The 11,850-nt window shown below is 66.2% G+C and carries 13 protein-coding genes and 3 tRNA genes; 14 read left to right on the top strand and 2 right to left on the bottom strand.

The features are described from left to right. Positions 1–23 precede the first annotated feature (23 nt). From ACIPXZ_RS02930 to ACIPXZ_RS02945, 4 genes are all read left to right on the top strand, one after another. Positions 24–96 (top strand) — tRNA-Gly (locus tag ACIPXZ_RS02930). 35 nt (positions 97–131) lie between these two features. Then, a tRNA-Val gene (locus ACIPXZ_RS02935) sits at positions 132–203 on the top strand. A 19-nt stretch (positions 204–222) separates the two neighbouring features. Further along, positions 223–298: transfer RNA gene (locus ACIPXZ_RS02940), tRNA-Gly, on the top strand. A gap of 106 nt (positions 299–404) precedes the next feature. After that, positions 405–599 (top strand): antitoxin, encoded by a 195-nt coding sequence (locus ACIPXZ_RS02945; protein WP_400590640.1) that lies wholly within the window; start codon positions 405–407, stop codon positions 597–599. Positions 600–699: 100 nt separating this feature from the next. On the opposite strand, the gene zapE is transcribed toward ACIPXZ_RS02945, so the two are convergent. Continuing rightward, complete coding sequence (zapE, locus tag ACIPXZ_RS02950) at positions 700–1,752, bottom strand: cell division protein ZapE (RefSeq protein WP_400590641.1); 1,053 nt, start codon at positions 1,750–1,752, stop codon at positions 700–702. Positions 1,753–1,974: 222 nt separating this feature from the next. Here zapE and ACIPXZ_RS02955 point away from each other — a divergent pair, with 222 nt between their 5' ends. From ACIPXZ_RS02955 to ybaK, 3 genes are read left to right on the top strand one after another with little or no spacing between them, the layout of a single operon-like run. Continuing rightward, positions 1,975–2,892 carry a sulfurtransferase gene (locus tag ACIPXZ_RS02955; protein WP_400590642.1) on the top strand — a complete coding sequence of 306 codons (918 nt, stop codon included), beginning with the start codon at positions 1,975–1,977 and terminating at the stop codon, positions 2,890–2,892. Between the two features lie 26 nt (positions 2,893–2,918). Beyond that, positions 2,919–3,386, top strand: a complete 468-nt coding sequence (locus ACIPXZ_RS02960; protein ID WP_400590643.1) for a SufE family protein — start codon at positions 2,919–2,921, stop codon at positions 3,384–3,386. 4 nt (positions 3,387–3,390) lie between these two features. Then, positions 3,391–3,882, top strand: a complete 492-nt coding sequence (gene ybaK, locus ACIPXZ_RS02965; RefSeq protein WP_400590644.1) for a Cys-tRNA(Pro) deacylase — start codon at positions 3,391–3,393, stop codon at positions 3,880–3,882. A 15-nt stretch (positions 3,883–3,897) separates the two neighbouring features. On the opposite strand, the gene ACIPXZ_RS02970 is transcribed toward ybaK, so the two are convergent. Further along, a complete protein-coding gene (locus ACIPXZ_RS02970; RefSeq protein WP_400590645.1) occupies positions 3,898–5,172 on the bottom strand; it encodes an alpha/beta hydrolase family protein in 1,275 nt (424 codons plus the stop codon). An 84-nt stretch (positions 5,173–5,256) separates the two neighbouring features. On the opposite strand from ACIPXZ_RS02970, the gene ACIPXZ_RS02975 reads away from it, so the two are divergent. The 7 genes from ACIPXZ_RS02975 (at position 5,257) to ACIPXZ_RS03005 (ending at position 11,848) form a co-directional block, all read left to right on the top strand. Continuing rightward, positions 5,257–5,751, top strand: a complete 495-nt coding sequence (locus ACIPXZ_RS02975) for a hypothetical protein (RefSeq protein WP_400590646.1) — start codon at positions 5,257–5,259, stop codon at positions 5,749–5,751. Positions 5,752–5,791: 40 nt separating this feature from the next. Further along, complete coding sequence (gene msrB, locus ACIPXZ_RS02980) at positions 5,792–6,211, top strand: peptide-methionine (R)-S-oxide reductase MsrB (protein WP_400590647.1); 420 nt, start codon at positions 5,792–5,794, stop codon at positions 6,209–6,211. A 345-nt stretch (positions 6,212–6,556) separates the two neighbouring features. Beyond that, entirely contained in the window at positions 6,557–7,927 is a 1,371-nt protein-coding gene (locus ACIPXZ_RS02985; protein ID WP_400590648.1) for a DUF6421 family protein, read from the top strand. Positions 7,928–7,963: 36 nt separating this feature from the next. Beyond that, complete coding sequence (locus ACIPXZ_RS02990; protein ID WP_400590649.1) at positions 7,964–8,683, top strand: SDR family NAD(P)-dependent oxidoreductase; 720 nt, start codon at positions 7,964–7,966, stop codon at positions 8,681–8,683. Positions 8,684–8,721: 38 nt separating this feature from the next. Next, positions 8,722–9,786 carry a threonine aldolase family protein gene (locus ACIPXZ_RS02995; protein WP_400590650.1) on the top strand — a complete coding sequence of 355 codons (1,065 nt, stop codon included), beginning with the start codon at positions 8,722–8,724 and terminating at the stop codon, positions 9,784–9,786. Positions 9,787–9,895: 109 nt separating this feature from the next. Continuing rightward, on the top strand, positions 9,896–10,492 hold the full coding sequence (locus tag ACIPXZ_RS03000; RefSeq protein ID WP_400590651.1) for a DUF3000 domain-containing protein: 597 nt from the start codon (positions 9,896–9,898) through the stop codon (positions 10,490–10,492). 27 nt (positions 10,493–10,519) lie between these two features. Then, positions 10,520–11,848: an HRDC domain-containing protein gene (locus ACIPXZ_RS03005; protein WP_400590652.1), complete on the top strand. Its 1,329-nt coding sequence runs from the start codon at positions 10,520–10,522 to the stop codon at positions 11,846–11,848. Positions 11,849–11,850: the final 2 nt, after the last annotated feature.

Here is an 11,850-nt window from a genome sequence, read left to right on the forward strand (position 1 = left end):
CCCACGAACACGCAAGTGTTCACGCGGACGTAGCTCAGCTGGTAGAGCACCACCTTGCCAAGGTGGATGTCGCGAGTTCGAATCTCGTCGTCCGCTCGCAGAACGTGAGTGTAAACTCGCATTCAGCCCTTGGGCGATTGGCGCAGCGGTAGCGCGCTTCCCTGACACGGAAGAGGTCACTGGTTCGATCCCAGTATCGCCCACGAACACGCAAGTGTTCACGCGGACGTAGCTCAGCTGGTAGAGCACCACCTTGCCAAGGTGGATGTCGCGAGTTCGAATCTCGTCGTCCGCTCCAGTTTTTGAAAGGTCACCCCCGGGTGGCCTTTTTCTTTTGCCCGCCTTCCACTATGCTCTTTGTCCGAACGGGGTGAATGACCCCGCCAAGCGAAAGGAGGTGCCTGTTGTCTATCTTTGACGATCTGAAGGGTAAGGCTCAGGAGCTGGTCGGAGGAAACGAAGAGGCCATCAAGGATGGCATCGAGAAGGCCGGCGACTTCATCGACGAAAAGACCGATGGCAAGTTTGCCGACCAGGTGAACGCCGTCCAGGACGGCGCTTCCTCTCTCGTGGAAAACCTGAAGGGTCAGGAGTCCTGATCCGGAGGCCTTGAGGCCCCCTCACCGAATGTCAAGCGAGGCGCCGGTCCTGCCGAGAGGCAGCACCGGCGCTTTGGCGTTAAGGTCCAGGGCGACCGGTTCAGGCTCCGACAGGCTGCTGCTGCGCTTCCCGGGCCAGGGCTGTCAGGCGCGAGACGGCACGGAAGTACTTCTTCTGATAGCCACCGGTCATCATTTCCGGTGTGAAGAGCTGATCGAACGAGACCCCGCTGGCCAGGATCGGGACGTCCTTGTCGTAGAGCCTGTCGGCCAGCACCACGAAGCGCAGGGCGACGGCCTGCTCCGTCAAGGTGGTCACATCCCTCCAGACCACAGCCTCGACTCCGTCCAGCAGAGCGCGGTAACGGCTGGGGTGAACCCCGGCCAAATGGGCGATCAGAGACGAGAAGTCGTCAACCGCGACCGTCCGGCCCTCGAATTCCTCGCGCATTCGCGAGGACAGGTCCGCGGGGCGCACAGGTTCGGGTGCCGCCGGCAGACCTCGGTGCCGGAAGTCCTCGCCGTCGACCCTGATGACCTCGAACTGATCCGCCAGAACCTGAATCTCCCGCTGGAAGTCCACGGCCGCGAAACGCCCTTCACCCAGAGAACCCGGCAGAGTGTTCGAGGTCGCAGCCAGCTTCACGCCGGCGTCCGCAAGCTCTCGCATCAGCCGGGACATGAGAACGGTGTCGCCGGGATCGTCGAGCTCGAACTCGTCGATGCACACCAGTTTGTAGCCGCTGAGAGCCTCCACGGTCTTACGGAATGACAGGGCGCCCACCAGATTCGTGTATTCCACGAAAGTTCCGAATGCCTTCGGGCCCGGAGCCGCATGCCACAGCGAGGCCAGGAGGTGGGTCTTGCCGACGCCGAAGCCTCCGTCGAGGTAGATCCCGGCGCGCGATTCGCTCTTCTTCTTCCCGAACAGCTTGCCGAGGAAACCGCCTGAGGAGCCGCCGTCGCCGATTCCGGCCGCGAACTCACGCAGCGCCTTGACGGCCGCCGCCTGACTCGGGTGGGCGGGATCAGGCCGGTAGCTGTCGAAGGACACCTCTCCGAACCGGTAGGTGGGAGCGAAGCCTGCGAGGATCTCGTGAGCCGAGACGGCAGGGGTTCGGGTCGACAGCTGTTCGATCTGCAAGGGTTCCATATCCTCCAGGGCATGACGGATCAAGGGTCTGAACCGCCTTGCTAAGGATACCGGGGATCGGACCCGCACTCCGCCTGGCGGGAATCAGGCCCGTCCGTTCAGTGTTGCCCCATGTGAACTCCGCTCTTCCTCTCCTCGTCCAGGTGGTTAAGGTAGGAGTCAGCGGCGCCGCCTGCCGGTGGGCGCTTGATCCCAGGTCCCCGAAGAAAGCAGGGCTGATCCATGAGCATTGCTCCCGAAGACAACGCCAAGTTCTCCGCCTATGCCCACCCCGAGCGTCTCGTCTCCACGGAATGGCTCGCGGCACAGATCTCCTCCGGAGCCGCGAACGACGGCGGGCTCGTGATCGTCGAGTCCGATGAGGACGTACTGCTCTACGAGACCGGGCACATCCCGGGTGCCGTGAAGATCGACTGGCACACCGACCTGAACGACGAGGTCACCCGCGACTACGTCGACGGCGCCGCCTTCGCCGCGCTCGTGGCCTCCAAGGGCATCTCCCGTGACAGCACCGTGGTGATCTACGGCGACAAGTCCAATTGGTGGGCCGCCTACGCTCTCTGGGTCTTCACCCTCTTCGGTCACGAGGACGTCCGGCTTCTGGACGGCGGGCGCGACAAGTGGATCGCGGAGGGACGAGAGCTCGTCACGGACGTGCCCTCCCCCGCCGCCGGCGACTACCCCGTCGTCGAACGCGACGATGCCCCGATCCGCGCCTACAAGGAGGATGTGCTGGCGCATCTGGGCAATCCGCTCATCGATGTCCGCTCGCCGGAAGAGTACAGCGGCGCACGGACCCACATGCCGGCATACCCCGAGGAGGGCGCGCTCCGCGGCGGTCACATCCCCACCGCCGCCTCCGTGCCGTGGGCCCGTGCCGCGGCTGAGGACGGCAGCTTCCGCAGCCGCGAGGAACTGGACGCCATCTACCGCGGCGAAGCCGGACTCGCCGAGGGCGACGACGTGATCGCCTACTGCCGCATCGGTGAGCGCTCCAGCCACACCTGGTTCGCACTGAAGTACCTGCTGGGCTTCGAGAACGTCCGCAACTATGACGGTTCCTGGACCGAGTGGGGCAACGCGGTCCGTGTCCCGATCGTCAAGGGCACCGAACGCGGCGAGGTCCCCGCCGCGCGTTGAGTTCACAGCGCGTAGGATTGTTGCCCATGACCAGCCAGCTTCCCCCCGCACTCTCCGAGATCGTCGAGGACTTCCAGGCCCTTGAGGAACGTGAGCGTCTTCAGTTGCTCCTCGAGTTCTCCAAGGGACTCCCGGCATTGCCGGAGCGTCTGCAGGACCACCCAGAACTCCTTGAACAGGTCGTGGAGTGCCAGTCGCCGTTGTTCCTGACGATCGAGGGTGAAGGACGCGGCGAGGATGCCCGGATCGGGCTCTTCTTCCAGGCGCCCCCAGAGGCACCGACCACCCGAGGATTCGCGGGCGTTCTCCACGAGGGTCTCAACGGTCTCTCCGCTTCAGCGATCCTGGCCGTCCCGGACGACATGCCGGAACTGCTCGGGCTGACGCGGGCCGTCTCACCGCTCCGCATGCGGGGCATGACGGCCATGCTCGGCAGGATCAAAAGGAAGGTCGCCGCCTACGTGGCTCAGACCACCGCACCCTCGGCTTCATGAGTTCATGAGCTCCAGGAAAAAGCATGGCACCGGGACCCCGGCCACTCTCGTTCTCGAGACGGCCGGGGTTCCGTTCATGCTGCATGGATACGACCACAACCCTCGTCATCCGAGTTTCGGCCAGGAGGCGGCGGAATCACTCGGCTTCGCCCCGGAACGCATCTTCAAAACGCTCATGATCCAGCTCGCCGATGGCATGGCCGTCGGGATCGTGCCGGTGACAGGGACTCTGGACCTGAAGGCCCTCGCCACGGCGTTGGGCCAGAAGAAGGCAGCCATGGCCGATCCCGCGGCCGCGCAACGGCGCACCGGTTACGTGCTCGGCGGCATCTCGCCCCTGGGCCAGCGGACGCCGTCTCCGACGGTGCTGGACAGTTCCGCGACGGAGCACGGCACCATTCTCGTCTCGGGCGGTCGCCGGGGCCTCGACGTCGAGCTGTCCCCCGCGGACCTGATTCGCCTGACGGGCGCGATCACCGCATCCATCAGGGCCTGACGCGTCCCGGGCCGCTCAGCCGCTTTGATTCGCCCCGCCGGGAGTTCTCCGCTCCTGCAACTGCTCGCCAAGCCAATCCCTCACGGTGCGTTCCCAGCGGGCCCGGTCCACGTTCCATTCGCGGGTGTGCCGCGCCTTCTGGAACGGCACGAAGGTGACCATCTCCGGGTTCCGTTCCGCCAGGCGCTCGGACGGCGCGAACGGCACGTAGTCATCGTCCACGCTGTGCAGGATCAGGCTGGGGGTCCTCAACTCCACGGCACGGCTCAGCCAGTCCATGGACTTGAGGTCCACGGGGGCGGAAAGGCCCGTGAGACGGCGCCCCAGGGGGTGCGAAAGCATGAACTGTCCGTAGCGCCCCACCTCAGCCGGGATCTTGTTGAGACGGGCCTGGAACGCCAGGACATCGACCCAATCGATCACCGGTGCGTCCAGGACCATCGCCCTGATCGCGTGGCGGTTCTTCGACAGATCCGCCGCCTGGAGGGACACCGCGCCTCCCATCGACCAGCCGAACAACACGACGTCGCTCGCCCCGTGCTCAAGGGCGTAGCCGACGGCGGCCTCCACCTCACGCCATTCGGTACTGCCCAGTCCGTAGCGGCCCGCGTCGGCAGCAGGGGCCTCGCCGTCGTTGCGGTAGGAGATCAGCAGGCTGCTGAGTCCGAGCTCCTGCACCACCGGCAGGGCGCGCAGCCCTTCGATGCGGCTCGCACCCCGGCCATGAACCATGATGGCCCAGACATCCTGCGCCTCACCCGAAGCGTGCCGGCTGCCGTTCTGCGACTCGCCGGGAGCCGGGACCAGCCAGGCGGGAAAGTCACCGATCTCATCGCTGAGCGTGACCTCTTCGTAGGGAAAGCCCATGGCTCCGGGGTCGGGATAGCAGGCGCCACCCCACCGACCCCAGCGGACGGCGTGGATGTCGCCGGAATAGACCTCCTCGATCTGCCGCTGGACTGTTCCTTCGGACGGCGAGTACGAGGTCACCCGGCCGATCCGGGCGTGCCCGGCGCCACCGTTGAAATGGAAGCTGTAGCTGCCCTCCACGGTGGTCTCTTCCGTGGCCGGGAAGATTCCTTCAAGCCCTTCCGGCCCACGGACCACCGCCAGGAGCTCCTCCGGTTCGGTCTTGACCCGGTCCGGAGTGATCACCCGCCGTGCGAAGTAGGCCGCCAAGGCCGAACTCCCGGCGCCCAGCAGCGCCGTGCCCGCCAGCGCGGCAGCAGCGCCGAGGCCGGCGATCCGGAGGAAGCCCGGTTTCCGCGGATTGCTCTTCTGCTGTTCCATGAACACCATTCTGCTGCCTCCGGGCCGCGAATCAGTACAAGGCGTTCTTCGTCTGTGAACAGCGCGCGGTCTAGTCTTAGTGCCATGACTCAGCCCATCGTCATTCTGACGGAAACCACCTTGACCGAGACGGACCGCGGCACCCTCAGCGAACTGCTGGACGGCGAGAGCTTCTCGGCACGTGTCCTGGTGCAAGCCGACACTCAGCGCCACCTGGTGCTTGATTTCGTCGAGCACCTGTCCCTCCTCGAGTTCTCCGAGGCGTTCCGCGAGTTCGGTGCTCCGGCACCGGACCAGGACTCGGCGCGGCAGGATGCCGCGACGGTTCTGAAGGACTCCCTCGCGGTGCTGGGCGATCTGTTCACCGAACTCGAAGGCACCGTGGTGGATGAGGGATCTTCGGTCCAGGCACTCGTCGACTCCGTGAAGGAGACGGGCGCCTCCCAGGCAGTCGTCTTCACCCGGCCGCATGCCCTCCTGGACACCTTCCACGCGGATCTGGCGAGCAAGGCGCAGCACGCGCTCGGACTTCCGGTGCTGCATCTCTACGCGGGTTCGGGATTCATCGGGGACTCCTGAGCGTTATACGACTGGAGCCAGTGCAACCCGAGGAGGAACCATGGACAAGCCCGGTAACGGCGCGAACGTCGTCAAGAGTGATGAGCAGTGGCGTCAGGAGTTGAGCCCCGAGGAGTATCACGTGCTCCGACAGGCCGGCACCGAGCGCGCGTACACCGGAGAGTACTGGGACAGCCATCAGGAAGGGGTGTACGCCTGCCGCGCCTGCGGAGCCGAGCTGTTCACCAGCAAGGAGAAGTTCGACTCACATTGCGGCTGGCCGTCCTTCTTCGCGCCTCTTGCAGAGGGCCGCGTCCGGTATCTCCGTGATTCCACCCTCGGCATGGAGCGGGTCGAGGTGCGGTGCGCCAATTGCGATTCCCATCTCGGTCACGTCTTCGAAGGCGAAGGGTACGGCACCCCGACTGATCAGCGATTCTGCATCAATTCGGTCTCTCTGCGCCTGAGGAACACCGACTGAGAATTCTGTCACCGGGATTCACCATCCAGCCGCTCCGCGCACCGCGCCGAGTCCGCTGTCAGGGGCGTGAATCAGCTACTCCGGGTAGCTGATTCACGCCCCTGTTCGCTGACTCAGCCGGTTCCGGTGCGGCTCGGAGCTTGGCGCCCGAGCAGTTCTTCCACAGTCCTTGGGCCTCGAAGCGGCCAAGGTCCCTTTAGAATAAGAACTTCTGATGCATGGGCTAATTTTGCATTAGACATGGTTACTCACGGCTAATCTGGACTCAGAGTTCATGACGGGGATCACAGGCGATCGCCTCATGGGAACACCCGCCTCCGGGCGCTGAAGGAGAAGGAGCAGGCCATGACCGCACCCACCATTGAGACCGGCACCCGCGTCACCGCGGAGCACCCCGCCTGGCAGCGGCTCAAGGAAGCCGCGAGCAGCGTTCAGCCGTTCCAGTCCAAGAACGGCTCCATCGAGGACGCCGCGAATCACGCCGCCGCCCGCCAGGCCGTCGACGTCGTCATCGCCGCTGTCGCCGAGCTCGCCCCTCACTTCCCGCACGACGCCGACTACCTCCGCCTGCTGCAGGCGGATCTTCAGCGCTGGGCCGACGGCGGTTTCGGAGAGCCCGACTTCCTCGACTCCCTGATGGCCTTCCAGCCGCAGGAGCACCGTGTCGACGGCCTCCAGCACCTGGTCGTCTTCCCGATGTACACCCAGAACGGCAGCACCCAGCGTCTGCTCGAAGCCGTGCTGGTGGACGTCCTCTGGCCGGAGTTCATCTCCGAGCTCGAAGCCGGCGCATACTCCAACAAGCTGTTCGTCCCGCTGAGCTTCGTCGACTTCACGGCCGGCTACGACACCAACTCCGCCGTGCTCTTCCCGGAGTCGGTGGCGGTGCGCGAGACCCCCACCTTCACCTGGGGAGCCATCTTCCAGGATCGCGAAGCCGCACGTTTCCGCCGCGTGCTGAAGGCCGCCGCTGAGATCACCTCGCTGGATCTTCCTGAGGATGCCGCGGAGCTCATCGAAGACCAGCAGCTGACGCAGGAGGCCTTCATCATGTGGGACCTCATCCACGACCGGACCCACATGCGTGGCGACCTGCCTTTCGACCCGTTCATGATCAAGCAGCGCATGCCGTTCTTCCTGTACTCGCTCGAAGAACTCCGCTGCGACCTCACGGCCTTCCGCGAGTCCGTCCTCGTCGAGAAGGATGAGAACGCCAGCCCCGAAGCGCGCAAGCACGCCAAGCTCGTTCAGTACGCGGTCATCTTCGACCGGATCTTCCGCTTCGCCATCACCGGCTCCCGCGTTCGCAACTACGATGGCCTGGGCGGCCAGCTGCTCTTCGCATGGATGCACCAGCACCGCGTGCTGCACTGGACCGACGGCAAGATGAGCATCGAGTGGGACAGCGTCGCCGACGTCGTCGTCGCCCTCGGCGAGCAGATCGAAGAACTGTACTGGCGCTCCATCGACCGCCCGAAGGTCGCGCACTGGATCGCCGCCTACGAGATGATCACGGCCACCGTCACACCGCACCCGGCCTCCGTCTGGGCCAAGGGTCCCGACGCTCTGCCGCTGCACGGCACACCGCGTGAGATCACGGACCAGGTCATGGACGACGAGTTCCCGCTCTCCATGTTCTTCGAGGCTCTCGAGAAGAAGATGCGCACCGTCATCGAGTCGACCGCGGGCATCACCGGCGCCACCGCGCTGGCCTGAATCCGGGTCACGGGAACGAGAGCCTAGACTCGACACATGAACAGCCTCACCGTTGTCGTCGCCGGCGGCAGCAGCCCTTCCGGGGTTGCTGCCGCCACGGCGTTTTCCCAGGCCGGCCACCGCGTCTACACGATCGGTTCGACGCCGGAACGCATTGAGGCCGCGGCGGCGGCCTCCTCAGAGAAGTCCGGGCGTGCGGTCACCCCGCTCGTCTGCGATCTCACCGATCACGACGCCGTCGAACGGCTCGCCGAGCGGATCGGCACCGAATCCGGCGGCGTGGATGCCCTCCTGCACCTCGTGGGCGGCTGGCGCGGTGGAACCTCGCTGCTGGACCAGAGCGACGCGGACTGGGACTTCCTGCACCGGCACGTCGTCCAGACCCTCCGCAACACGAGCCGGGCCTTCCTGCCGGCATTGCTGGCCTCCGAGCACGGCCGCTTCGTGATGGTGGGCTCCACCGTCGCCGAAAAGCCGACGGCGAAAGGCGCGAACTACGCCGCGGCGAAGGCCGCAGCCGAGGCCTGGACCCAGGCCATCGCCGACGCCTTCCGCACTGCTGAGTCACCGCGGGCCGCCGCCGTCGTGCTGGCGGTGAAGTCGCTCGTCGACGATGCGCAGCGCGCTGCTTCCCCGGAGCGGAAGTTCCCCGGCTACACGGACGTCACACAGCTCGCCGAAGCCGCGCTGGGCCTCTTCGCTCAGGACGCCTCGGAGATCAACGGCACTCGCCTCATCCTTCCCGCCTGGGCCTGAGCCCGGCACCGTATCGAGAACAGGAAAACGCAATCCCCATGGCAACTGCGCCCCTGCATGACATCGCCGTCCGCGGCTTCGCCTCGGACAACTACTCCGGGATCCACCCTGAGGTCCTCGGAGCCATCGCCCAGGCGAACGACGGCCACCAGGTGGCCTATGGCGAAGATGAGTACACGGCCCGCCTCGGCGAGGTGCTCGAAGGACACTTCGGCCCTGGCATCGAGTTCTTCCCCGTTTTCAACGGGACAGGAGCCAATGTGGTGGCCCTCCAGTCCCTGCTCCCCCGCTGGGGCGCCGTGGTGTGCGCCAATACGGCCCACATCAACGTGGATGAGAACGGCGCACCGGAGCGCGTGGGCGGCATCAAGCTGCTGTCGGTGCCGACCGACAACGGCAAGCTGACCCCGGAACTGATCGACCTGGAAGCCTGGGGCTTCGGTGACGAGCACCGTGCCCAGCCACTGGCGGTCTCGATCACCCAGAGCACTGAACTCGGCACCGTCTACACTCCCGAAGAGGTGCGCGCCATCGCCGACCACGTGCATGCCAAGGGCATGAAGCTGCACATGGACGGCTCCCGGCTCGCCAACGCCGCCGCCAGCCTCGGCCTCCCCTTGCGCACCTTCACGCGCGACGCCGGCGTGGACATCCTGTCCTTCGGTGGCACGAAGAACGGTCTCATGCTCGGTGAGATCGTCGTGGCGCTCAACCCCGAAGCCGCCCCCGGCCTGATCTATCTGCGCAAGATGAACATGCAGCTCGCCTCGAAGATGCGGTTCATCTCGGCCCAGTTCATCGCTCTGCTGGAAGGCGACCTCTGGCTGCGTTCCGCCTCGCACTCCAATGCGATGGCACAGCGGCTCCGCGCCGCCGTCGAGGGCCTCCCCGGCGTCGAGATCACGCAGGAGACCCAGTCGAACGGCATCTTCGCCATCCTCCCGGAGGGCGTGGCCGACGCCGTACGGGCGAAGTTCCGCTTCTATGACTGGGACGCCGCCCGCCGCGAGGTCCGCTGGATGTGCTCCTTCGACACCACCGAGGACGATGTGGACTCCTTCGCAGCCGCGCTGCGGGAGGAACTCGCCGCACGTCAGGGCTGAGTTTCCACTCCTCCTTTCAGGGCATGGACTTGACGGGACTCGGTGACAATCCGTACGCGCGCGGGCGTGGCTCAATCGGGCCACGCCCGCGCGGCAGTATTCTCGTGCCGTGAACGCCAATGCCCCGCTGCCCTCGGGCTTTCACCGGGCGCTGTCTTCGCTGAAGGCCGCCCGGTGCCGATCGGAGTTGCACTTCGAGGAGATCCCGGCCCCTGCCAGGCTCGCACCCTTCGCGGTCGCCCTGGGAGCGGAGATCCCCCCTGAGGTGCTGGGCGCCGGGCAAGGAGGCTCGGACGGAGTGGACCTGGCCACCGGTCGCTTCATCCTGCTGCACGATCCGGCCGGCTCTGCGATCTGGCGTGGTGACTTCCGGGTCGTGACCTTCATCCGCGCCCAGATGGACGCCGAGATGGGCAACGACGAGCTGCTCGGCGGTGTGGCCTGGACCTGGCTTGTGGAGGCACTTCAGGACCACGGAGCCGAGTACCGCGCTGCAGGCGGAACCGCGACCCGCGTGCTCTCAGACTCCTTCGGGACCTTGGCCGAACGGGGCAGCACCATCGACATCGAACTCCGGGCGTCCTGGACGCCGGCGGACTGGCAAGTGCGCAATCATCTGGAGGCGTGGGCCGACATGGTCTGCTCCTTCGCCGGCCTGCCACCCCTGCCCGAAGGCGTCAGCGCCCTTCCGGGACGCCGGTTCTGAGGACTGTCCCGATAAACTGAGAAGACCATGACCCTCAAAAGAACACTTGCCACGGCCGGCGACCCGGCCGCTGAAACCCCGCAGACCCCTTCGGACGATGTGGAACTGACGGTTCCCGACGTCGTCGAGCTGGACGCCCCCCGCGAAGGCGTGCCCTTCGTCATCAACACCGAGGCGGGCCTCGAACGGTGCGCAGCCGCGCTGGCCGGCGGCACCGGACCGGCCGCCGTCGATGCTGAGCGCGCCTCAGGATTCCGCTATGGACAGCGAGCCTTCCTGGTCCAGATCCGTCGCGAAGGTTCGGGAACCTGGCTCATCGATCCCGAGCCCTTCAACGATCTCGGCCCCGTGCAGAACGCCCTGGCGGGTGTCGAATGGATCCTCCACGCCTCGACTCAGGACCTCCCCTGCCTTCACGAACTCGGCATGTGGCCCAGCGCGCTCTTCGACACCGAGCTCGCCGCCCGCCTGGCGGGCCTGCCCCGCGTCGGCCTGGCCGCCGTCGTCGAGCAACTCCTCGGTTTCCGTCTGGCGAAGGAGCATTCCGCAGCCGACTGGTCCACCCGGCCTCTCCCGGAGCCGTGGCTGCGTTATGCGGCGTTGGACGTGGAAGTTCTGATCGAATTGCGCGAGGAACTCGTCGAACTGCTCCAGGAGCAGGGCAAACTGCCTTTCGCCCAGGAGGAATTCCAGGCGATCCTCGACGCCGGGATCGCCCCGCCCCGCAAGGAACCCTGGCGCCGGACTTCCGGCATGCATCAGATCCGGGACCGCCGCCAATTGTCCGCCGTGCGTGCTCTCTGGCAGGAACGGGAAGACCTGGCCCGCAAGCGTGACGTCGCTCCGGGGCGGCTCCTCCCGGACTCCGCTTTGATCGCGGCGGCGAAGGCCATGCCGGCCACCGTCCCGCAGCTCATCGCGACGCGAGGTTTCGACGGCCGGGCGGCGCAACGGGAGGCTCCTCGCTGGCTGCGTGCTCTCGTCTCCGGACGCGACGAAAAAGACCTGCCTCCCCTGCACCTTCCCAACAACGCCCCGCCGCCGCCCCGGGCCTGGGCCGATAAGGATCCGCTCGCTGCGGCACGGCTGGCCACGGCCCGCTCTCGGCTGAGTTCTTTGGCCGAGCAGTGGACGATGCCCGTGGAGAACCTTCTCACCCCGGATCACCTCCGGCGTCTGGTCTGGCAGCCGCCCGCTGACATCACGGCGGAGAGCGTGGATGCGACCCTCTCCTCGCTCGGCGCGAGGGCGTGGCAGCGCCAGTTGACCGTGCCGGTACTGCTCGACTCGCTCCTTCACCCGGAGCCCCTCGCGGACCCCGCGCCACGCGGTGGAGAGGCACCCTTGCCCAACTAAGT

Origin of the sequence: Arthrobacter sp. NPDC090010 (assembly GCF_044748305.1) — a bacterium.
Classification (GTDB): Bacteria; Actinomycetota; Actinomycetes; order Actinomycetales; family Micrococcaceae; genus Arthrobacter_E.